Below are 22,950 nucleotides of genomic sequence, written 5' to 3' on the forward strand. Positions count from 1 at the left end.
CCTCTTTTTTAGCTTGAGTTCATATAGAAGACAAAAAGGATACAAAGTAAAAATAGAAGCTCCAAAAATGTTCGATGAATATTAGGAATTTATTGCTGTTACTTAATAAATTAGTACCACTTGACAAAGCCATTCTCTTTTGTCCATTTGTCTCCACTCTCTTTCTGTGGTAAAATAGTCTTACATTCTAAGGAGAGAACGATGATTGATGTTGAAGACGTTTTGAGCAAGATGAATCCCAATCAAAAGATCAATTATGACCGCGTGATGCAAAAAATGGTCAAAGTTTGGGAAGCAGACCAGAAGCGTCCTACGATTTTAATGCACACCTGCTGTGCACCTTGCTCAACTTATACACTGGAGTATTTGACCCAGTATGCGGACGTGACGGTTTATTTTGCCAATTCAAATGTTCACCCCAAAGCAGAATACCAACGCCGCGCCTATGTTGCACAAAAATTTGTTCACGATTTTAATGAAAATACTGGTAATCATGTTCAATATTTAGAAGCTCCCTATGAGCCTCAGGAATTTTTCCGGACAGTACACGGTTTGGAAGAAGAGCCAGAAGGTGGCGATCGTTGCAAAGTCTGCTATGATTATCGCTTGGATAAGACAGCGCAAGTGGCGGTTGATTTGGGATTTGACTATTTTGGAAGTGCCTTGACAATCAGCCCTCATAAAAATTCGCAGACGATCAATAGCGTTGGAATTGAAGTGCAGAAAGTTTACGCAACGCAGTATCTTCCTAGTGATTTCAAGAAAAATCAAGGCTATAAGCGCTCGGTCGAAATGTGCGAGGAGTACGACATTTACCGCCAATGTTATTGTGGTTGTGTATTTGCAGCACAAGCGCAAAGAATTGACCTCGTTCAGATTAAAAAAGATGCGACGGCTTTTTTGAAAGGAAAAGATTTAGAAAAAGATTATTCGCATATTAAATTTACTGTCACGAATGGAGAATCCTAAAATAACGCTTGTATTGGAGTTGATTGCGCTTCTTTATACAAGGTTATTTTTGTTTGTACATTTAGAAGTTTTATATCTTGACGTCATCAATATATTGTGCTAACATTTTCTTTGGTACAATATGTGGTGGTTCGGTTGAGACCGATAACCTGATATTGGATAGATTTGGGAGGTGCAGGAAGATAGTGATTATTTTAGCGGGCATGATTGGGGTAGGCAAGACGACTTACACTTATCGACTAGCCGAGGAATTAGGAACGCAGCCTTTTTTTGAACCTGTAGAAGAAAACCCTATTTTGGATAAGTATTATGAAGACCCTGATAAATATGGTTTTGCTTTGCAGATTTACTTTCTAAACAAACGCTTTAAAATGATTAAAGCGGCCTATCATGATGACAATAACATTCTAGATCGTTCTATTTATGAAGATGCTCTGTTTACTTACATCAATACCCTCAAAGGCAGCATTAGTGAGCAAGAGTACAATATCTACTTGGAACTTTTGGACAATATGATGGAAGAAATCCAAGGTTTGCCTAAGAAGGCGCCAGATTTGTTGATTTATTTAGACGGAAGTTTCGATCATATTATGAACAATATCAAAAAACGTGGTCGCGATTATGAGCAACCAAATGAAGAAAATGGGCTCGCTGACTACTATCAGCTGCTTTACAAGCATTATCAAAATTGGTATGAAGATTACAATTATAGTCCTAAAATGAGAATTGCAACGGATGATTTAGATATTGCAAATCCAAATGACTGGAATCACGTGTATCAACAAATTCAACAAAAAATGAAAACGATTGGGCTTGAAAAGTGAGTCCAATCAAAAAATCTCAAAATCGCTTCGAGATTTTTGTGTATATAAATAAAAAGGGTGACAGATGATAACGGATAGACAAGCGAAAATTCTTCAAGAAGCGAGAGATTTTGTTTATGCTGAACTGAAAGACGAGATGAGCGGGCATGACTGGTGGCATATTGTGCGTGTCACGAACAATGCTGTAGAAATTGCTACACAAGAACAAGCAGATGTTTTTATTTGCGAGCTAGCTGCCTTGCTACATGATATAGCTGACGGGAAGTTAAATGAGAGTGAAGAAGTGGGCTTGCAAAAGGTTGAGCGATGGCTACAGAATCATCAGGCTTCAGAGGTGGAAATAGCTCATGTGTTAGAGATTGTTTCAACAATGTCATTTAAAGGTGATTATCAACAGAAGAATATCAGCACTTTGGAGGGGAAAATTGTTCAAGACGCTGACCGTTTGGATGCGATTGGAGCGATTGGAATAGCGCGAGCTATGGCTTATTCAGGTCATATAGGGAGACCGATTCACGATCCAGATTTGCAGCCGAGAGAAAACATGACATTGGAAGAATATCGTACTGGGAAGAGTTCAGCTATCATGCATTTCTATGAGAAATTACTCAAATTAAAAGACATGATGAATACCGCTGCTGCTCAAAAAATGGCAGAAAGTAGACATCACTTTTTGGAAGAATACTTAGATCAATTCTATGCTGAATGGAATGCGAAAAAGTGACAAATAAGATATGAAAAAGCTGAGAATGTAACTTCCCAGCTATTTTAATATGCCCAAAATGGCAGCTAGATTATTTACGAAAGGCATCAACGATATAGGTAAAACCAGCAATTAAAAATGCAAAAGCAACGGCATAAATGACAAAGACGCTTGTAGCTATTGGATTGAACAAAATGACTAATCTAAGCAGAAATACAAGTAGCGCCACCCACATGATGTGATTGCCAATAGCAGAGAAAATCAGTCCTAGACAATTACCTTTAAAGAAAGCTATAATGGCTTCTACAATTAACTAAATTCCTAAAATGGTTGGAATGATGACAGGTAAGGTCACAATCCATAGGCAACGAGGTAAAGAGCTAAGAGCAGGTTGATAATCCTTGGAAAAGATAAACAGGTGAGCGAAGCTCTTTTGGTACAGAGAAATAGCTTAAAATAGCTGCTATAGAAGCAACCAATAAACCAAATGCAATCCACCAGCTGTAAGCAACAAGATTAGCTGCTGGGTTTGTAAATAGAAAAAGTGCTAAAAGGACAAAAACAACTCCTGCAAGGAATAGCAATAAACGATTAGAAAATTTCATTTCAATACTCCCCCTATATAGTATAGTTTGATAATAGAAGTATTCTACATTTTTTATAGGAAATGTCAATAAAATAAATGGACAATTTGGAAATTTCAGTCTGATTCATGAAAAGAAAATCAGTTTTTATCATTTTGAAAATAAAAAGAGAAGATAAAATTTGTCTTCTCTACATGAAAATATTGTATGGCATCAAAGCAAAAGTAACTGGCTTTACACTATTTGTTAAGATGTAATTTGATTCAAAAAGAAAAGATAGATTTAAAAGTGGGGCAAATGATGGGGCAAAAATAGTTGAGAGTAAGTAAAAAAGCCTATATGATAGGCTTTTGTATGTAAATATTAGATGCCCCCTACAGGGCTCGAACCTGTGACCCATGGATTAAGAGTCCACTGCTCTACCAACTGAGCTAAGGAGGCAACAGAAAAAGCTGTATTGGTGCCGGACCTTCACGATTTGTATTGAACCCGCGCAATTAAGCAGGTGGGCAACTCGCTCTAACTGAAGCTGCTTCCGCGTGAAACGGCCTGCAAGCTGTTAGAAGTCTTTTGTTTCCCTAATAATACAAAAAATAGTCGGTCAACACTTAAGTGTGAAGTCGTACACCACAGCGTTTCTATAATTATGATACCACAATTTTTGAAAAATTCAAGAGAAAAAATTGATTTTTTGCAAACGATACCACGATTTTTTAGTGGTTTTTGAGTTGTTCAATCTTATTTTTAGTCATGCCAAGGGCTCGTTCATACTTTCCATTTTCATTTGGAATGAAATAATCGGCATATTTAATTTTTTCAGGAAGGTAGTCTTGCTGCACCCAATTACCAGGATAGTTATGTGGATATTTGTAATCTTGCGCATTTCCCAGCTCCTTGCTACCAGCGTAGTGACCGTCTCGTAGATGGCGGGGGATAGGTAAGTTTCCATTTTGTCGCAAATCAGAAAGAGCTTTATCTATAGCTACTATGGCAGAGTTGGACTTAGGAGAAAGTGCTAGGTCAATGACAATGTTGGCAATGAGGATGCGAGCTTCTGGGAACCCAATTTTTTGAGCAGCTTCAAGTGCGGTCACTGTATGAATCTGAGCATCGGGATTTGCCAAACCAATGTCTTCATAAGCAATGACCGTCAGGCGTCGTGCGAGGCTGGGAAGGTCTCCAGCTTCAATCAAGCGAGCTGCATAATGGAGACTGGCATTGACATCAGATCCCCGAATAGACTTCTGTAAGGCGGACAGGACGTCATAGTGACCATCCCCGGCCTTGTCCATAGTGATGTAGCTCTTTTGTAGGCTGTTTTCCATAATATCCAGAGTGATATGGCGAACGCCTGCATGATCCGCTGAGGTAGAGAGGACTGCTAAATCTAGAGAATTAAAGGCTGAGCGCAGATCTCCATTCGTGGAAGTGGCAATGAAGTCCAGTGCGTCATCATCTAATTGAACAGGAAAATCAAAACCTCGTTCGGTGTCCGTCAGGGCTGTTTGAATGGCTTGTTTAATATCATCATTTGTCAGAGGTTCCAACTCGAAAATCTGTACCCGGCTGCGAATAGCGGGAGTGACGGAGAAAAAGGGATTTTCTGTTGTGGCGCCAATCATGATGATCAGACCGTTTTCCAAGAGAGGCAGGAGGAAGTCCTGTTTGGTCTTGTCCAAGCGATGAATCTCGTCTAACAGCAGCACCAAACCACCAGAGAATTTGGCTTCTTCCGCAATCTCTTGCAGATGCTTCTTACTATCAACAGTAGCATTAAAGGTCCGAAAAGCAAATTTGGTAGTTCCGGCAATAGCCGAAGCAATTGAAGTCTTACCGATGCCGGGCGGTCCGTAGAGAATCATAGAAGACAGGCGATTGGCTTCAACCATGCGACGGATGATTTTTCCAGGTCCGACCAGATGCTGCTGGCCGATGATTTGGTCAATGCTGGTTGGCCGCATGCGAATCGCTAAATTGTCTGGCATACGTTTTCCTCCTTACTGGTATTCTTTTCAACTGTTCTGATTTATGTTACTATAGTTGTATCTATTTTAACACATTTTAAAGGATTGGAGAGAGGCTGGCTATGGCTAAATATGGATTTTTGGATATATTAGATGAAGAAATGGAGAAATGTTTTCCATTTGACTATGAAATCAATTGGGATAAGAAGAATCATGCCGTAGAAGTGTCCTTTCTCTTAGAAGTACAAAATGCAAATGGCATCGAACTGTTAGATGTGGATGGAGAAAGCAGCACAGAAGATATTTTCTTTGAAGAAAGCGTTCTCTTTTATAATCCTACTAAGTCTCACTTTGAAACAGAGGATTATCTAACAGTTGTCCCTTACGAGCCAAAGAAAGGCCTGTCTCGTGAATTCCTGACCTACTTTGTGGACTTCTTGAAGAAGACGGCCGAAGAGGGATTAGATGCTCTCATGGACTTTCTGGCAGATCCAGCGGCAGAGGAATTTGAAATTGTCTGGAATAATAAAGTTTTTGAAAAAGCCAGAGCAGAGCTGACGGAGACGGAATTTTATCCATATCCGAGGTACTGAAATACAAGCGTGTCTAAGAAGAACACTGATTTTACGGAGGTAGGGAAGAATAAGCGATATGACTGTTTTGCATCAAACGTTTGATTTCTCAGGCTGTAAAATTGCTTTGCTGCATGGCGATACAATTTTAACCATTTTAAGAGACGATATTCCCACTATTCCTTATCCCAATATGTGGGATTTTCCCGGCGGTGGGAGAGAAAAGGACGAGACACCTTTTGAGTGCATTAGAAGAGAAGTCTTTGAGGAGCTGGGCATTGAACTGATGGAGGATTCCATTGTTTGGGTCAAATGTTATCAGGGATTTGTTCATCCTGAGAAAGTTTCTGTTTTCATGGTGGCTTCTATCTGTCAAGAACTGATAGATCAGATTGTCTTTGGTGACGAAGGACAGGGCTACAAATTAGTAAATATAGAAGAATTATTAGCGGATGAAAGCGTCATCCCGCAGTTAAAAAGTAGATTGGGAGATTATTTGGAGGTGCAGATATGATTCATATAGAACAAGCAGAAGCTACAGATTTAGAAACCATTATCAGTATTCAACGTGCTAGTTTTAAAGCTGTCTACGAAAAATATCATGACCAGTATGATCCTTATCTGGAAGATAGGGAGCGGATTAAGTGGAAGTTGGTGGAACGTCTTAATAGTTTTTACTATTTTGTCAAAGATGATGAGAAAATTGTTGGTTTTCTTCGCTTGCAAACCAACGATGAGCGAACAAAAGGTTGGCTTGGTACAGCTGCGATTTTACCTCAGTATCAGCGAAAAGGCTATGGCTACGAAGGAATTCGCCTGCTAGAGAAAAAATTTCCGACGATTACTCAGTGGGATTTGTGTACAGTTTTCCAAGATGAACCTATGGTCAAATTTTATGAAAAATGCGGCTATCATCAAATGCATACTGAACCAGAGCAAGAGGGCATGGATATGGTTTATATGACGAAGAGTATTAAAAGAAAGGAATGACACATGAACACTTGGCAAGAACTAACCATTACGGTCAGCCGTGAGGCGGAAGAAGCGGTCAGTAATATTCTAATTGACCTAGGTAGTCAAGGCGTGGCTATTGATGACAGCGCAGATTATCTGGGGCAGGTTGACCAGTACGGTGAGCTTTTTCCAGAAGTTGAGCAGAGCGAGCGGGTCAGGATTACCGGCTATTATCCGGATTCGGTGGATATAGAGGATATTGCAGCTCAGGCCAATGAGCGACTGGCTGAGCTAGACGGCTTCGGCTTGGAGACGGGAGATATTGAGCTGACTCGTCAGGAACTGGCAGAGGAAGATTGGGCGGACAATTGGAAAAAATATTTTGAACCGGCTCGAATCACCCATGACTTGACCATCGTGCCGTCCTGGACGGACTACGAGGTGACCACTGGTGAGAAGATTATCAAGCTGGATCCTGGCATGGCCTTTGGTACGGGCACTCACCCGACGACCAAGATGAGCCTCTTTGCTCTGGAGCAGGTCCTGCGGGGCGGAGAAACGGTGCTGGATGTGGGTACAGGCAGTGGGGTTCTCTCCATTGCCAGCTCTCTCTTGGGTGCCAAGGAGATTTTCGCCTATGACCTAGACGATGTGGCTGTCCGTGTTGCTCAGGAAAATATTGCGCTGAATGCTGGGACTGAAAATATTCACGTGGCAGCTGGCGACCTTCTCAAGGACGTTGCTATCGAGGCTGATGTCATTGTAGCCAATATTCTGGCAGATATTCTGGTAAATCTGACGGATGATGCTTACCGTTTGCTTAAGGATGAGGGCTACCTGATTATGAGCGGGATTATCTCTGAGAAATGGAATCTGGTACGGGAGTCAGCAGAAGCTGCTGGATTTTTCCTTGAGACCCACATGATTCAGGGCGAGTGGAATGCCTGTGTCTTTAAGAAAACCAAGGAGATTTCAGGAGTGATAGGAGGCTAGATGCAGCAGTATTTTGTGAAGGGACAGGTTGAAAAGCCTGTCATTATCAAAGATAAAGATACCCTTAAGCATATGTTTTCTGTGATGCGTTTGGTAGAAGATGATGAAGTGGTGCTGGTTTTTGAAGATGGCATTAAACGTCTAGCAAGAGTTTCGGATAGGGAGCGCCATGTGTTGAATCTGGTAGAAGAATTGCCAGACAACGCGGAGCTGCCGCTTCATGTGACGGTTGCTTCTGGCTTTCCCAAGGGAGACAAGCTGGAATGGGTGGCTCAGAAAACGACAGAACTGGGTGCAGCTGCTATCTGGGCTTTTCCGGCAGACTGGTCTGTTGCCAAGTGGGACGGCAAGAAATTAGCTAAAAAGACAGAAAAACTTGAAAAAATCGTTTTGGGAGCAGCAAAGCAGAGCAAACGCAATCGGGTACCAGAAGTCCGACTTTTTGAGAAGAAAATTGATTTTTTAGATTGTTTGAGTCAGTTTGACTGCGTCATTGTAGCTTATGAGGAATCTGCCAAAGAGGGAGAGTCTGCTGCTTTGGTCAAGGCTGTGACAGAACTCAAAAAAGGAAGTCGGATTTTATTTATTTTTGGTCCAGAAGGTGGCCTGTCTCCAGCAGAAATTGCCACATTGGAAGAGATGGGAGCTATACTTGCAGGGCTGGGTCCACGTATCTTGCGGACAGAGACAGCTCCGCTTTACGCACTCAGTGCAGTCAGTGTACTGACAGAGCTACTGCAATAGGGAAAAATCATTGGGAAAGCTAATTTCTATTGTCCTTAACTCCTGACTTTGGTATAATATAAGTGAAATATCTAGCTTAGCTAGAAAGGATGGAAGTACAGGAACAAATTTGCTAGCTAGATGACGAAAAATGCTTTTGCTTGATAAGGAGAGGAGGTTCAATCATGTCTTTATCTACCTTATTTGAGTTGTTGATTGCTATGCTAGGCGTTGTATCAGCTTGCTATCTCATTTATGCTTATGTTGAATTTATCGGAGATATGTTGCATACTGAAAAACATCACTTCTTCCATCACAACCCGCCTATTTAAAGGCGGGCTTTTTACCTGAAATGGTGCCATGTTCTTTTTCCTAGTATTGGGGAAATGGTATTGAATCTGCAGCTTTTAGGTATTTCTTATGATTCTATTGCTTTCTTCTGTATTTCCTTGTTTTCATATCGGTCTAAAAATGATAAAATGGTAGGAAGAACTGGAGAGAGAAAATGCCAAAAGAAGTGAATTTGACGGGCGATCAAGTGGTCGCTCTTACTAGAAAGTATTTATCATCAGAAGATGTTGCCTTGGTTCAAAAAGCTTTGGTTTATGCAGTAGATCGGCATCGGGGGCAATTTCGCCAATCAGGTGAGCCATATATCATCCATCCGATTCAAGTGGCAGGGATTTTAGCTAAGCTAAAGTTGGATGCGGTCAGTGTCGCTTGCGGTTTTTTACATGATGTTGTAGAAGACACAGCTGCAACTTTGGACGATTTGGAAGGCGAATTTGGACATGATGTGCGCGTGATTGTCGATGGTGTGACCAAACTTGGTAAAGTCAAGTACATGTCTCACGAGGAGCAGTTGGCTGAAAACCACCGAAAAATGCTAATGGCGATGTCTAAGGATATTCGTGTCATTTTGGTCAAGCTGGCAGACCGTTTGCACAATATGCGAACGCTCAAGCATCTGCGCAAAGACAAGCAGGAACGCATCTCACGTGAAACCATGGAAATTTATGCTCCGTTGGCTCATCGCTTGGGGATTTCGAGCGTCAAATGGGAATTGGAAGATTTAGCTTTTCGATATTTGAATCCGACAGAGTTTTATAAGATTTCCCACCTGATGAAAGAAAAACGTCGGGAACGTGAGGAGTTAGTGGACGAAGTGGTTCATAAGATTGAAACCTATGCGTCTGAGCGTAATCTTCATGGGGAAATTTACGGTCGTCCAAAACATATTTATTCCATTTATCGCAAAATGCAAGACAAGAAAAAGCGCTTTGATGAAATTTATGACCTGATTGCCATTCGCTGCATTTTAGATACGCAAAGTGATGTGTACGCTATGCTGGGTTACATTCATGAACTTTGGCGCCCCATGCCTGGGCGTTTCAAAGACTATATCGCCAATCGCAAAGCGAACGGTTATCAGTCTATCCACACTACCGTTTATGGACCCAAAGGTCCGATTGAGTTTCAAATTCGGACGAAAGAGATGCACGAAGTGGCTGAATACGGAGTTGCCGCTCACTGGGCTTATAAAAAAGGCATTAAGGGTCAAGTTGATAGCAAAGAATCTGCGATTGGGATGAACTGGATCAAGGAGATGATGGAACTCCAAGACCTGTCTAATGATGCACAGGATTTTGTGGATTCTGTCAAAGAAAATTACCTTGCTGAGGAAATATATGTCTTTACACCGGACGGAGCTGTCCGCTCGTTGCCAAAAGACTCTGGACCGATTGATTTTGCTTATGAAATCCATACTAAAGTTGGTGAAAAGGCGGTTGGTGCCAAGGTCAATGGTCGCATGGTGCCGTTAACTACGAAGCTAAAAACTGGAGATCAAGTTGAGATTATTACCAGTACCAATTCATTTGGTCCAAGTCGTGACTGGATTAATGTTGTAAAAACAAGCAAGGCCCGCAATAAGATTCGTCAATTTTTCAAAAACCAAGACAAGGAATTATCCATTTCTAAAGGGCGCGAACTTTTACAGGCACAATTTCAAGAACATGGCTATGTAGCTAATAAATACATGGACAAAAAGCACATGGAAGAAGTCCTGCAAAAAACGAGCTACAAAACAGAAGAAGCTCTTTTTGCGGCGATTGGTTTTGGTGAGATTGGTGCGATTTCTATTTTTAACCGTTTGACAGAAAAAGAACGCCGTGAGGAAGAGCGTGCTAAAGCGAGAGCTGAAGCAGAAGAGCTTGTCAAGGGCGGAGAAGTGAAGCGTGAGAATAAAGAAACGCTGAAAGTCAAGCATGAGGGTGGCGTCATTATCCAAGGTGCGTCAGGGCTTTTGATACGGATTGCCAAATGTTGCAATCCAGTTCCTGGTGACGAGATTGTCGGGTATATTACCAAAGGTCGTGGGGTGGCGATTCACCGTAAGGACTGTATGAATCTGCGGGCGCAGGAAAATTATGAACAGCGCTTGATTGATGTCGAATGGGAAGAAAATACCTCTACTAAGGAATACACAGCGCATATTGATATTTATGGTTTGAATCGAGCAGGTCTGTTGAACGATGTGCTGCAAGTTTTGTCCAATACAACCAAAAATATCTCCACTGTCAATGCACAGCCAACGAAGGATATGAAATTTGCCAACATCCATGTTTCTTTTGGAATTGCTAATCTATCTATGCTCACAACAGTTGTAGATAAGATTAAGAGCGTGCCTGAAGTTTATTCTGTCAAACGGACAAATGGCTAGGTGAGAACAGCAGAGCGGAAATGTTTTGCTAGAATTGCGTTCTTGTGAATTTATTCACAAGAACGCAACAAAAATTAGGAAGTTCAACAATGAAAATAGTGATTCAGCGTGTGAAGCGAGCTTCGGTATCGATTGATAGCGAACTTTATAATCAAATTCAGCAAGGGCTGCTGTTGCTAGTCGGTGTTGCTCCAGATGATGCTCAAGAAGATGTGGCATATGCAGCGAGAAAAATTGCCAATATGCGGATTTTTTCAGATGATGAAGACAAGATGAACTTGTCCGTCAAAGACGTAAATGGAGAAATTCTTTCTATTTCTCAATTTACCCTTTACGCAGATACAAAAAAAGGCAATCGCCCAGCTTTTACAGGCGCTGCTCAACCAGATTTGGCTAGTCAGTTATATGATGATTTTAACGAATTGCTAAGTCAAGATATACCTGTCAAAACAGGTGTTTTCGCAGCTGATATGCAGGTTGAGTTAGTCAATGACGGACCGGTGACGATTGTGTTAGATACGAAGAATCGTTGAGAAAATGATAAATAAAAACGAGTCTGGACAAAACTGTTCCAGACTTGTTTGCTTTCTAGGATAGAACTCAATACGCATTGAGCAGTCTCTAATGTGTTGATGTTATCAGCTTTGACTTCCTTTTATATTTTTTCCACATAAAGCTGTTGAGCGATAACAGAGTTGACTTGCAGCTCTTTTTCATTGACCTTGAGCGCATACAGTTGAGCGTAAGGATCGTATTGCTCCAGTATCAGCGTATCTCCCAGATGTAAATCGTGTTTTTCCAAATATTTTAATAGTTCAAATTCATCGTGAACTCGTGCTAAACGATAGGTTCCAGCATTTTCGACTTGATTTAAAGTCAATTGGTATTTTTCGACCAATAATTCACCTTTTGCAGGAATGGTTCCGCCGTGGGGACAGGTTTCTGGGAAATTCAGCATTTTTTCTAAGCGCTCGACAAATAATTCTGAAACGGTGTGTTCTAAGACTTCCGCTTCTTCATGGATTTGATCAGTCGTATATCCCAAATCATGTACGAGAAAAGCCTCGATGAGTCGGTGCTTGCGATATAGCTCAGAAACAAGATGTAAACCAAGATCTGTCAGTAAATAACCACTTGTTTTATCTTTTACAATCAATTTTTCGGCTTTCATCTTTTTAATCATTTCTGTAACAGCTGGGGGAGATACCTGCATTTGGGCGGCAATTTCTTTATTTGTAATTTTTTGAGTATGCGTACCAATCTCATAAATACATTTGAGGTAATCTTCTTTGTTTGGGGTCATGTTGTCCTTTTACTCCTTATCTTACTAGTATATCAAAAATAACTTAAGAATACAGCCGATAACCGCTTGTTTCAGAGAATGAAAGGCTTATTATTCAAGAAGAATTTCAAGTAAAAAGGAACTGGCAATCAAGTCCGGCTCCTTTTACAGTTCTTATTTGCTAAGACCTTCTGAAATCTTATCTAAGTTCCATTTCATCATATCGTAATAGCTATCGCCTTTTTCGCCTTTTTCAGCAACTGAGTCGGTGAAAATTTTAGCATAAATTGGAATCTTCGTATCTTTTGAAACAGTCTTCATTGGACGGTCATCAACACTACTTTCAACAAAGAGTGATGGCACTTTTGTTTTACGAAGTTTTTCAACCAATGTTTTGATTTGGTCTGGAGTTCCTTCTTCTTCTGTGTTGATTTCCCAGATGTAAGCAGATGGTACGCCGTAGGCTTTAGAGAAGTATTTGAAGCAACCTTCGCTGGTAACAATCATTTTCTTTTCAGCAGGAATGTTGTTGAATTTTGCTTTTGCTTCCTTGTCCAATGCTTCAAGTTTCGCAGTATAGGCTTTCAGATTCTTTTCGTAAGTTTCTTTGTTTTTAGGGTCTTTTTCAATCAAACGTTTTGCAATATTTTTTGCATAGATAACTCCGTTTTCAAGATTGAGCCAAGCGTGTGGGTCTTCTTTTCCTTTTTCGCTTTGACCTTCAAGATAAATGACCTCAACACCGTCACTTACAGCATAGTAATCTTTGTTTTCTTTCTTTTTCGCGTTTTTAACTAATTTTGTAAACCAAGCATTTCCGCCTGTTTCCAAATTGATACCATTGTAGAAAATCAAATCAGCTTTTGATGTTTTTTTCACATCTTCTGGTAATGGTTCGTATTCATGTGGATCTTTTCCGACAGGAACGATACTGTGCAGATTGATTTTATCACCAGCGATATTTTTGGTAATATCAGCGATGATCGAGTTGGTAGCAACAACATTCAATTTTGAAGATTTGTTGGTAGAAGTTCCTTTTTGACCAGCGCAGGCAGCAAGCCCGACGATGGCTAAAAACAGAACGGCGATAAAACCTAATTTTTTCATATAAGGTTCTCCTTTAATAAATGAAATACTAATTTTATTTTAGCTTGGGTTTGTTTTTAAGTTTGTTAAATCGTTGTTTTGGAGCGATAAAGAAACTAATGGCAAAGATAATGGCAGATGTCAGTACAATACTTGAGCCGGCCGCAACATTAAAGGTATAGCCAATGAAGAGTCCTAAGACAGATGCAATTGCCCCCAAGCTAGAAGACAAGATAATCATTGTTTTAAGACTGTTAGCGTAAAGATAAGCAGTAGCAGCAGGTGTAATCAGCATAGCAACAATCAAAATCGTTCCCACACTTTGCATAGCTGTAACTGCAACCAACGTCAAGAGAATCATCAAGAGATAATGATAAAAATTGACTGGCATCCCCATCGCTTTTGCCAGAAGTGGATCGAAAGAAGTAATCAATAGTTCTTTGAAGAACATTCCAATGACAATCAGGACAGCGATTCCGACACCGATTGTAATCCACATGTCGATGTCTTGTACGGCCAAGATATTCCCAAAAAGAATATGGAAAAGGTCAGTTGAACTATTCGCAACCCCGATCAAGATGACTCCAAGAGCTAAAAAGGAGCTAAAAGTTATTCCAATGGCAGTATCACTTTTAATAATTGAATTTCCTCTAATATAAGTAATAATAACCGAGGCTAAAAGTCCAAAAACAATGGCTCCGATAAAGAAGTTGATTCCTAAGATAAAGGAGAGCGCAACTCCCGGTAAGACCGCATGTGAAATGGCATCGCCCATCAAAGACATGCCTCTTAGAATGATGAAGCAACCAACTGCTCCAGCAACAATCCCGATGACAATGGCTGTAATCAGTGCATTTTGTAGAAAATGGAAATTTTGTAGTCCATCAAGAAATTCTGAAAACATATTAAAGACCTCCATTCACAAAAAGCTGAGAGCCGTAGGCTTTTTTCAAGTTTTCTTCTGTGAAAGTTGATGAAGTTTCCCCAATGGCAATGAGTTCTTTATTCAAAATTAAAACTTGATCAAAATAATGCGGGACTTTTCCTAAGTCATGGTGGACGATGAGAATCGTTTTCCCTTGTTCTTTTAGATTGCGTAGCGTTGTCATGATAATTTCTTCGCTGATCGAATCAATCCCGACAAATGGTTCATCTAGAAAGATACAGTCTGCTTCTTGTACCAGACAGCGCGCAATCAAGACTCGTTGAAATTGCCCTCCTGATAATTGGCTGATTTGGCGTTCAGCATAATCCTCTAAGCCGACAATGCGCAGTGCATTTGTCACCTTGTCCCAGTCTGTGCTTTTTAGTCTGTGAAACAATTTTACTTTTGGATACAGTCCAAGCGACACACATTCTTTTACTTTGATAGGAAAGTTGTAATCAATGTGAACTTTTTGTTCCACATAAGCTACATGGCTAAGTACTTTTGAGAATTCTTTATCATCAAGATAAGTTTGTCCAGCGTGGTCAATGATGCCCAACATCCCTTTTAAAAGGGTGGATTTGCCAGCTCCGTTTGGACCGATAATTCCCATGATAGTTGGGCCTTGGATTTCCAAAGAAATCTGATTGAGAGCAAGCGTTTCCTGATAAGAGACACTTAAATTTTCGATACGTATCATTTTTATACACCCCTACTGTTAATATACATTAAAATAAAAATTAAGTCAAGTTAATTTTTAGAATTTTTAAGAAAAATCAGAAGCAAGGTTTGCCAGAAAACTCCCTTTTGATAAAAGTTTGATTATTCAGAACTTTTTTGATAGGATTAAGATAAAACAATGAAAGCGAGAACAAGATGACACGTTTACAAGATGATTTTTTTGACTATGTTAATGGTGAATGGGAAAAAACAGCAGTTATTCCTGATGACAAGCCTATGACAGGTGGATTTATGGATCTGGATCAAGATATTGAAAAATTGATGCTAGCTACAACTGATAAATGGTTAGCAGGTCAAGATGTACCGGATGATCCAATCTTGCAAAATTTTGTGAAATACCATCGTTTGGTGGCAGATTTTGACGGACGGGAACAAGCAGGAGTTGCTCCAGCGATGCCGCTTGTGGAAGAATATAAAGCGCTTGGCTCTTTTAAGGAATTTGCAGATAAGATTGCTGAATATGAAATGGCTGGAAAGCCAAATTTCTTTACTTTTGATGTTGCTCCAGACTTTATGAATGCGCAAATGAATGTTCTCTGGGCCGATGCGCCTGGAATCATTTTGCCAGATACAACCTACTATGAAGAAGGAAATGAAAAAGGCAAGGAATTGCTGGCAATCTGGCGGAAAATGCAGGAAGAATTGTTGACTAAATTTGGCTTTTCGGCAGAGGAAACAAAAGATATTTTGGATAAATATCTGGAATTGGATGCTAAATTAGCCAAGTATGTCCTGTCAAATGAAGAAAGTTCAGAATATGTGAAATTGTATCATCCTTACGATTGGGCAGATTTTACGAAGCTAGCTCCAGAATTGCCGCTTGACGCGATTTTTACAGAGATTTTGGGACAAGTCCCAGACAAAGTGATTGTTCCTCAAGAGCGTTTCTGGAAAGACTTTGCAGCAGAATGTTATTCAGAAAAGAATTGGGAGCATTTGCATGCGGCACTGAAGTTATTCTCTACTGGAGCATGGACTTCTTTGCTCACTGAAGAAATTCGTGTCCTTTCAGGTACCTATGCACGCGCTATCTCAGGTGTCCCAGAACCACGTCCAAAAGAAAAGGCAGCTTACCAGCTAGCGCAAGGTCCGTATAACCAAGCACTTGGTTTGTGGTATGCGGGAGAAAAATTCTCACCTGAAGCAAAAGCAGATGTAGAGCACAAAGTTGCTGCTATGATTGATGTTTATAAGTCGCGTCTGGAAACGGCGGATTGGCTCGCTAAGGAAACACGTGACAAAGCGATTGTCAAACTCAATGTCATCACACCGCATATCGGCTATCCAGAGAAATTGCCAGAAACCTATGCGAAAAAAGTGATTGATGAGAATTTGAGTTTGGTGGAGAATGCTCAAAATTTAGCAAAAATTTCTATTGCGCATACATGGAGCAAGTGGAACAAGGAAGTGGATCGCAGTGAATGGCACATGCCAGCCCATATGGTCAACGCGTATTATGACCCACAGCAAAATCAAATTGTGTTCCCAGCAGCTATTCTCCAAGCGCCATTTTATGATTTACATCAATCTTCATCAGCTAACTATGGTGGAATCGGTGCGGTGATTGCTCATGAAATTTCTCATGCCTTTGACTCAAATGGAGCTTCATTTGACGAACACGGAAGTTTGAACAATTGGTGGAAGTCAGAAGATTACGAGGCCTTTCAAGCACGTACTCAAAAGGTGATTGAGCAATTTGACGGACAGGATTCTTACGGTGCTAAAGTCAATGGGAAACTAACTGTTTCAGAAAATATTGCAGACCTTGGTGGTATTGCGGCAGCACTGGAAGCCGCTAAGAAAGAAGCAGACTTCTCTGCAGAAGAATTCTTTACTAACTTTGCCCGTATCTGGCGCATGAAAGCTCGGCCAGAGTTCATGCAGATGCTAGCCAGCGTGGACGTGCATGCTCCTGGAAAACTTCGGGCAAATGTTCAATTGCCAAACTTTGATGATTTCTTTACGACTTTTGATGTTAAAGAAGGCGATGGCATGTGGCGCAAACCAGAAGACCGCGTGATTATTTGGTAATGGTTCACTTTACTTAAAACCAGTTGGAAGGCACTAGCCCCATAAAATGAGACACAAGAAAAACCCTCCTGTTGAAATCTAGTAAACTAGAAACAGGAGGGTTTTGTTGTGGTTAAAAAAGCGTATTCGGTAGAAACTAAGTTAGCCTGCATTGAAATGAAGAAGGCAGGTAAGTCAAATAAGGTCATCATGGAGACTCTGGGCATCAAAAATGTTAGTCAGGTCAAGACCTGGTGGCGATGGTATCGAAATGATGAACTGCACCGTTTCCATCAACCTGTGGGGAAACAATATACCTACGGTAAAGGAATGGGACAGCTATCTGAAGTGGAACAGTTACGACTACAGGTAGAACTACTAAAAAAGTATCGGAGCTTGGTAAGGTCATCGACAAAGTAAGTCTTATCAAGCTGGTGGAAGAATACAAAAACGTCTGCCCAGTATCCGTCATTCTGGACTGTTTTGGTATCAAACGATCCACTTTCTACCGTTGGAAAGTAGAAGGTAAAAAAACTAAGCAAAGGGACGAGGTTGTAGAAAAAATAGAGCGAATCTGTATGGGAAATCAGTTTATCTACGGCTACCGTACCATCACTCGATTGCTCAAGAAGAGGGATAACCTTGTCATCAATCCTAAAAAGGTTTATCGTATTATGAAGGAGAATGGTTAGCTCTGCCGTGTACGTCCTAAGAAGGGGCCGAGTCTAGGTAAGCCCTACTATGTAACAGAGAATAAGCTAGATCGTGATTTTAAAGCAGAAAAGCCACTGGAGAAGCTGGTCACAGACATGACCTACCTCTACTTTGGAAACTGTAAACTCTACCTGTCCTCTATCATGGATCTCTATAATCGTGAAATTGTGGCTTATACCATCTCAGATTGTCAGGATACGGACTTTGCGTTGGATACTTTGAACCAACTGAATGTGTCTCAAGGAGCGCTCTTGCACAGCGATCAGGGCTCTGTCTACACCTCAAAAGCTTATTACCAGGCTTGCACAGAAAAAGGCATCACCCGCTCTATGTCCCATAGGGGAACACCAGCGGATAATGTCTGTATCGAATGGTTTCATTCTGTCCTAAAGTCTGAAACCTTCTATCTCCATAACTGGAGAAACTTAACCAAAGATAGTAGAACAGATATTGTCAAATCTACATCATATTTTATAATGAAACTAGAATTCAACAGAGATGAAACGACCGATCTCCTGTGGATTACAGAAATCTGGTCGCCCAAAAAGGGGTTTTCTTCTGTCCCATTATTGGGGTGCAGTGCCGAATGACCAGCTGGTTTTTTGTGTTTGAGAATATAGAAACAGACTTTCCTTAATTATGCCTTTTAAAATCGCCTAAAAATGGTATAATAATAACATCACAAAATTGGAGTGAATCAATGACTTTTTATAATCACAAATCAATTGAAAAAAAATGGCAAAATTATTGGGCGGAAAATCATACGTTTAAAACAGGAACAGACGCTGACAAACCAAATTTTTATGCGTTGGATATGTTCCCTTACCCGTCTGGTGCTGGTCTTCACGTAGGACACCCAGAAGGCTACACGGCGACTGATATTCTTAGTCGTTTCAAACGTGCGCAAGGCTACAACGTTCTTCACCCAATGGGTTGGGATGCCTTTGGGCTGCCTGCCGAGCAATACGCAATGGATACAGGTAATGACCCAGCTGAGTTTACGGCAGAAAATATTGCCAACTTCAAACGCCAAATCAATGCACTGGGCTTCTCTTATGACTGGGACCGTGAAGTGAACACAACGGATCCTAACTACTACAAATGGACTCAGTGGATTTTCACAAAATTATATGAAAAAGGGTTGGCATACGAAGCTGAAGTGCCAGTTAACTGGGTTGAAGAACTAGGTACAGCCATCGCTAACGAAGAAGTACTTCCTGACGGAACATCTGAACGTGGTGGTTACCCAGTTGTCCGCAAACCCATGCGCCAATGGATGCTGAAAATCACAGCTTACGCTGAACGTTTGCTGGAAGATTTAGAAGACCTTGATTGGCCTGAATCTATCAAAGATATGCAGCGTAACTGGATTGGTAAATCAACTGGTGCCAATGTGACCTTTAAAATCAAAGATACTGATAAAGATTTCACAGTATTTACTACTCGTCCAGATACATTATTTGGTGCAACCTATGCTGTTTTGGCTCCTGAACATCCGCTTGTTGAGGTGATTACAACGCAAGATCAAGCGCAGGCTGTTGCGGATTATAAACACCAAGCAAGCCTTAAATCTGACCTTGCTCGTACAGACCTTGCTAAAGAAAAAACAGGTGTCTGGACTGGTAGCTATGCCATTAACCCAGTAAATGGTAAAGAAATTCCAATCTGGATTGCCGACTACGTTCTGGTCAGCTACGGGACTGGTGCGATTATGGCGGTTCCTGCCCACGATACACGTGACTGGGAATTTGCTAAGCAATTTCATTTGGAAATCATCCCCGTTCTTGAAGGTGGAAATGTTGAGGAAGAAGCATACACAGAAGACGGCCTTCACATCAATTCTGGCTTCTTAGACGGCCTTGATAAGGCACAAGCTATCGATAAAATGGTTGACTGGCTGGAAGCAGAAGGTGTCGGAAACAAAAAAGTAACTTACCGTCTGCGTGACTGGCTCTTCAGCCGTCAGCGTTATTGGGGTGAACCAATCCCAATCATCCACTGGGAAGACGGCACAACAACAGCTGTTCCAGAAGAGCAATTGCCGCTTGTATTGCCAGTAACCAAAGACATCAAACCTTCAGGTACAGGTGAAAGCCCACTTGCTAACTTGACCGATTGGCTGGAAGTGACGCGTGAAGATGGGATGAAAGGTCGCCGTGAAACAAACACAATGCCACAATGGGCAGGCTCTAGCTGGTATTATCTTCGCTATATCGACCCACACAACGATGAAAAATTAGCTGATGAAGAATTACTCAAGGCTTGGCTGCCGGTTGACATTTACATTGGTGGTGCAGAACATGCAGTGCTTCACCTTCTTTATGCTCGTTTCTGGCACAAATTCCTTTATGATTTAGGTGCCGTTCCAACCAAAGAACCATTCCAAAAGCTCTTTAACCAAGGGATGATTTTGGGGACCAGCTATCGTGATAGCCGCGGAGCACTGATTGCCAGTGACAAGGTTGAAAAACGTGACGGTTCATTCTTCCATATCGAAACTGGAGAAGAACTGGAGCAAGCTCCGGCGAAAATGTCTAAATCACTTAAAAATGTTGTGAATCCTGATGATGTGGTTGAACGTTACGGAGCGGATACGCTGCGCGTGTACGAGATGTTCATGGGACCGCTTGATGCTTCTATCGCTTGGTCTGAAGAAGGCCTTGAAGGCTCACGCAAATTTCTTGACCGTGTCTATCGCTTGTTGACAACAAAAGAAATTGTTGTAGAAAACAGTGGCGCACTTGATAAAGTCTACAACCAGACAGTCAAGGCAGTGACCGAGCAGCTTGAGGAACTCAAGTTTAACACAGCCATTGCTCAATTGATGGTATTTGTCAACGCTGCCAATAAAGAAGACAAACTCTTTGTTGGCTATGCTAAAGGCTTTGTACAATTGTTAGCACCATTTGCACCACACCTTTCTGAAGAATTGTGGCAAACATTGACACAATCAGGTGAATCAATTTCATACGTTCCTTGGCCAACATGGGATGAAGCAAAACTCGTTGAAGATGAGGTTGAAATTGTCGTGCAAATCAAGGGCAAGGTTCGTGCAAAACTTGTGGTCGCAAAAGACTCAAGCCGTGAAGAGCTTGAAAAGCTTGCCCTTACCAATGAAAAAATCCAGTCTGAAATCGCTGAAAAACAAGTGGTTAAGCTGATTGTAGTCCCTAACAAACTTGTTAATATTGTTGTCAAGTAATAGGTTCTGTTAGCCTTATCTGCAACCTTCAATAACGTTTCAAGTTATTGGAGCTACCTAAATTGGTGAATATTGTTGCGAAATAAAAGAAAAATGAGGATTCTGATAACATTTGGAATCCTTTTTTGCTGCTTTAAACTAAAAAAGCATAAACTTAAAAACAAGAAAAATAAAAAAAGCTGAAAAAAGGTATTGACAAGAAGAGAAGGAGATGATATACTAAGATAGTTGTCGCTTGAGGGGCGACAAAGACCTTTGAAAACTGAACAAGACGAACCAATGTGCAGGCGACTGTTTAAGAAGACAGTCCGTCAAACATTAAGAAGAAACAATAAATCTGTCAGTGACAGAAATGAGTGAGAACTCAAACTTTTAATGAGAGTTTGATCCTGGCTCAGGACGAACGCTGGCGGCGTGCCTAATACATGCAAGTGGAACGCACGAGGTACACCGTAGTTTACTACACCGTACTTTGTGAGTCGCGAACGGGTGAGTAACGCGTAGGTAACCTACCTTTTAGCGGGGGATAACTATTGGAAACGATAGCTAATACCGCATAAGATATCTTACTGCATAGTAAGATATTAAAAGATGCAATTGCATCGCTAGTAGATGGACCTGCGTTGTATTAGCTAGTAGGTGAGGTAACGGCTCACCTAGGCAACGATACATAGCCGACCTGAGAGGGTGATCGGCCACACTGGGACTGAGACACGGCCCAGACTCCTACGGGAGGCAGCAGTAGGGAATCTTCGGCAATGGGGGGAACCCTGACCGAGCAACGCCGCGTGAGTGAAGAAGGTTTTCGGATCGTAAAGCTCTGTTGTTAAGGAAGAACGAGTGTGAGAATGGAAAGTTCATGCTGTGACGGTACTTAACCAGAAAGGGACGGCTAACTACGTGCCAGCAGCCGCGGTAATACGTAGGTCCCGAGCGTTGTCCGGATTTATTGGGCGTAAAGCGAGCGCAGGCGGTTGGAAAAGTCTGAAGTGAAAGGCAGTGGCTCAACCATTGTAGGCTTTGGAAACTGTTTAACTTGAGTGCAGAAGGGGAGAGTGGAATTCCATGTGTAGCGGTGAAATGCGTAGATATATGGAGGAACACCGGTGGCGAAAGCGGCTCTCTGGTCTGTAACTGACGCTGAGGCTCGAAAGCGTGGGGAGCGAACAGGATTAGATACCCTGGTAGTCCACGCCGTAAACGATGAGTGCTAGGTGTTGGGTCCTTTCCGGGACTCAGTGCCGCAGCTAACGCATTAAGCACTCCGCCTGGGGAGTACGACCGCAAGGTTGAAACTCAAAGGAATTGACGGGGGCCCGCACAAGCGGTGGAGCATGTGGTTTAATTCGAAGCAACGCGAAGAACCTTACCAGGTCTTGACATCCCGGTGCCCGTCCTAGAGATAGGATTTTGCTTCGGCACACCGGTGACAGGTGGTGCATGGTTGTCGTCAGCTCGTGTCGTGAGATGTTGGGTTAAGTCCCGCAACGAGCGCAACCCTTATTGTTAGTTGCCATCATTCAGTTGGGCACTCTAGCGAGACTGCCGGTAATAAACCGGAGGAAGGTGGGGATGACGTCAAATCATCATGCCCCTTATGACCTGGGCTACACACGTGCTACAATGGCTGGTACAACGAGTCGCAAGCCGGTGACGGCAAGCTAATCTCTGAAAGCCAGTCTCAGTTCGGATTGTAGGCTGCAACTCGCCTACATGAAGTCGGAATCGCTAGTAATCGCGGATCAGCACGCCGCGGTGAATACGTTCCCGGGCCTTGTACACACCGCCCGTCACACCACGAGAGTTTGTAACACCCGAAGTCGGTGAGGTAACCGTAAGGAGCCAGCCGCCTAAGGTGGGATAGATGATTGGGGTGAAGTCGTAACAAGGTAGCCGTATCGGAAGGTGCGGCTGGATCACCTCCTTTCTAAGGAAAAAACGGAAGCCATTGAGTTTGTCTTGTTTAGTTTTGAGAGGTCTTG

At 41.8% G+C, this 22,950-nt stretch carries 18 protein-coding genes, 1 tRNA gene, 1 rRNA gene and 2 pseudogenes; 15 read left to right on the plus strand and 7 right to left on the minus strand.

All coding sequences use genetic code 11. From position 1 onward, the window contains the following. Positions 1–201: 201 nt before the first annotated feature. From EHW89_RS01245 to EHW89_RS01255, 3 genes are all read left to right on the plus strand, one after another. The gene (locus EHW89_RS01245; RefSeq protein WP_126466457.1) at positions 202–969 is read left to right on the plus strand and encodes an epoxyqueuosine reductase QueH; all 768 of its coding nucleotides are present in this window, start codon (positions 202–204) and stop codon (positions 967–969) included. Between the two features lie 185 nt (positions 970–1,154). Next, the gene (locus EHW89_RS01250) at positions 1,155–1,793 is read left to right on the plus strand and encodes a deoxynucleoside kinase (RefSeq protein WP_003026903.1); all 639 of its coding nucleotides are present in this window, start codon (positions 1,155–1,157) and stop codon (positions 1,791–1,793) included. A 64-nt stretch (positions 1,794–1,857) separates the two neighbouring features. Further along, a complete protein-coding gene (locus tag EHW89_RS01255; RefSeq protein ID WP_126466458.1) occupies positions 1,858–2,517 on the plus strand; it encodes an HD domain-containing protein in 660 nt (219 codons plus the stop codon). A 70-nt stretch (positions 2,518–2,587) separates the two neighbouring features. Here EHW89_RS01255 and EHW89_RS01260 read toward each other — a convergent pair. The 3 genes and pseudogenes from EHW89_RS01260 to EHW89_RS01270 all read right to left on the minus strand — a co-directional run bounded on the left by EHW89_RS01260 (position 2,588) and on the right by EHW89_RS01270 (position 5,065). Continuing rightward, positions 2,588–3,101: pseudogene (locus EHW89_RS01260) on the minus strand (DUF308 domain-containing protein). Positions 3,102–3,448: 347 nt separating this feature from the next. Further along, a tRNA-Lys gene (locus EHW89_RS01265) sits at positions 3,449–3,521 on the minus strand. A 272-nt stretch (positions 3,522–3,793) separates the two neighbouring features. Then, positions 3,794–5,065 (minus strand): replication-associated recombination protein A, encoded by a 1,272-nt coding sequence (locus tag EHW89_RS01270; RefSeq protein WP_126466459.1) that lies wholly within the window; start codon positions 5,063–5,065, stop codon positions 3,794–3,796. Positions 5,066–5,166: 101 nt separating this feature from the next. On the opposite strand from EHW89_RS01270, the gene EHW89_RS01275 reads away from it, so the two are divergent. From EHW89_RS01275 to dtd, 8 genes are all read left to right on the plus strand, one after another. After that, a complete protein-coding gene (locus EHW89_RS01275; RefSeq protein WP_126466460.1) occupies positions 5,167–5,637 on the plus strand; it encodes a DUF3013 family protein in 471 nt (156 codons plus the stop codon). Positions 5,638–5,686: 49 nt separating this feature from the next. After that, the gene (locus EHW89_RS01280; RefSeq protein ID WP_126466461.1) at positions 5,687–6,130 is read left to right on the plus strand and encodes an NUDIX hydrolase; all 444 of its coding nucleotides are present in this window, start codon (positions 5,687–5,689) and stop codon (positions 6,128–6,130) included. Next, positions 6,127–6,606 carry a GNAT family N-acetyltransferase gene (locus tag EHW89_RS01285; protein WP_022527003.1) on the plus strand — a complete coding sequence of 160 codons (480 nt, stop codon included), beginning with the start codon at positions 6,127–6,129 and terminating at the stop codon, positions 6,604–6,606. The genes EHW89_RS01280 and EHW89_RS01285 overlap by 4 nt, the downstream gene beginning before the upstream one ends. A 3-nt stretch (positions 6,607–6,609) precedes the next feature. Continuing rightward, positions 6,610–7,563 carry a 50S ribosomal protein L11 methyltransferase gene (gene prmA, locus EHW89_RS01290; protein ID WP_126466462.1) on the plus strand — a complete coding sequence of 318 codons (954 nt, stop codon included), beginning with the start codon at positions 6,610–6,612 and terminating at the stop codon, positions 7,561–7,563. Further along, positions 7,564–8,307 (plus strand): 16S rRNA (uracil(1498)-N(3))-methyltransferase, encoded by a 744-nt coding sequence (locus tag EHW89_RS01295; protein WP_126466463.1) that lies wholly within the window; start codon positions 7,564–7,566, stop codon positions 8,305–8,307. Between the two features lie 164 nt (positions 8,308–8,471). Beyond that, the gene (locus tag EHW89_RS09390) at positions 8,472–8,618 is read left to right on the plus strand and encodes a hypothetical protein (RefSeq protein ID WP_003070706.1); all 147 of its coding nucleotides are present in this window, start codon (positions 8,472–8,474) and stop codon (positions 8,616–8,618) included. A 173-nt stretch (positions 8,619–8,791) separates the two neighbouring features. Next, complete coding sequence (locus tag EHW89_RS01300; RefSeq protein ID WP_126466464.1) at positions 8,792–11,008, plus strand: RelA/SpoT family protein; 2,217 nt, start codon at positions 8,792–8,794, stop codon at positions 11,006–11,008. Between the two features lie 89 nt (positions 11,009–11,097). Further along, entirely contained in the window at positions 11,098–11,541 is a 444-nt protein-coding gene (gene dtd / locus EHW89_RS01305; protein WP_106101086.1) for a D-aminoacyl-tRNA deacylase, read from the plus strand. A 122-nt stretch (positions 11,542–11,663) separates the two neighbouring features. Here dtd and EHW89_RS01310 read toward each other — a convergent pair whose 3' ends face one another. The 4 genes from EHW89_RS01310 to EHW89_RS01325 form a co-directional block, all read right to left on the minus strand. Beyond that, positions 11,664–12,311: a metal-dependent transcriptional regulator gene (locus tag EHW89_RS01310; RefSeq protein WP_117645186.1), complete on the minus strand. Its 648-nt coding sequence runs from the start codon at positions 12,309–12,311 to the stop codon at positions 11,664–11,666. A gap of 153 nt (positions 12,312–12,464) precedes the next feature. Further along, positions 12,465–13,397 (minus strand): metal ABC transporter substrate-binding protein, encoded by a 933-nt coding sequence (locus EHW89_RS01315; protein ID WP_126466465.1) that lies wholly within the window; start codon positions 13,395–13,397, stop codon positions 12,465–12,467. Between the two features lie 34 nt (positions 13,398–13,431). Continuing rightward, the gene (locus EHW89_RS01320) at positions 13,432–14,280 is read right to left on the minus strand and encodes a metal ABC transporter permease (RefSeq protein ID WP_003026866.1); all 849 of its coding nucleotides are present in this window, start codon (positions 14,278–14,280) and stop codon (positions 13,432–13,434) included. 1 nt (position 14,281) lies between these two features. Beyond that, the gene (locus EHW89_RS01325; RefSeq protein WP_126466466.1) at positions 14,282–15,001 is read right to left on the minus strand and encodes a metal ABC transporter ATP-binding protein; all 720 of its coding nucleotides are present in this window, start codon (positions 14,999–15,001) and stop codon (positions 14,282–14,284) included. Between the two features lie 176 nt (positions 15,002–15,177). Here EHW89_RS01325 and EHW89_RS01330 point away from each other — a divergent pair, with 176 nt between their 5' ends. The 4 genes and pseudogenes from EHW89_RS01330 to EHW89_RS01345 all read left to right on the plus strand — a co-directional run bounded on the left by EHW89_RS01330 (position 15,178) and on the right by EHW89_RS01345 (position 22,895). Next, positions 15,178–17,073 carry a M13 family metallopeptidase gene (locus EHW89_RS01330; RefSeq protein WP_126466467.1) on the plus strand — a complete coding sequence of 632 codons (1,896 nt, stop codon included), beginning with the start codon at positions 15,178–15,180 and terminating at the stop codon, positions 17,071–17,073. 156 nt (positions 17,074–17,229) lie between these two features. Then, positions 17,230–18,268 (plus strand): annotated as a pseudogene (locus EHW89_RS01335) (IS3 family transposase). A 198-nt stretch (positions 18,269–18,466) separates the two neighbouring features. Next, on the plus strand, positions 18,467–20,968 hold the full coding sequence (gene leuS, locus EHW89_RS01340; RefSeq protein WP_126466468.1) for a leucine--tRNA ligase: 2,502 nt from the start codon (positions 18,467–18,469) through the stop codon (positions 20,966–20,968). Positions 20,969–21,339: 371 nt separating this feature from the next. Continuing rightward, positions 21,340–22,895, plus strand: a 16S ribosomal RNA gene (locus tag EHW89_RS01345). The last annotated feature ends 55 nt before the right edge of the window (positions 22,896–22,950 follow it).

The sequence above is a fragment of the Streptococcus periodonticum genome, assembly GCF_003963555.1.
Lineage (GTDB): Bacteria > Bacillota > Bacilli > Lactobacillales > Streptococcaceae > Streptococcus > Streptococcus anginosus.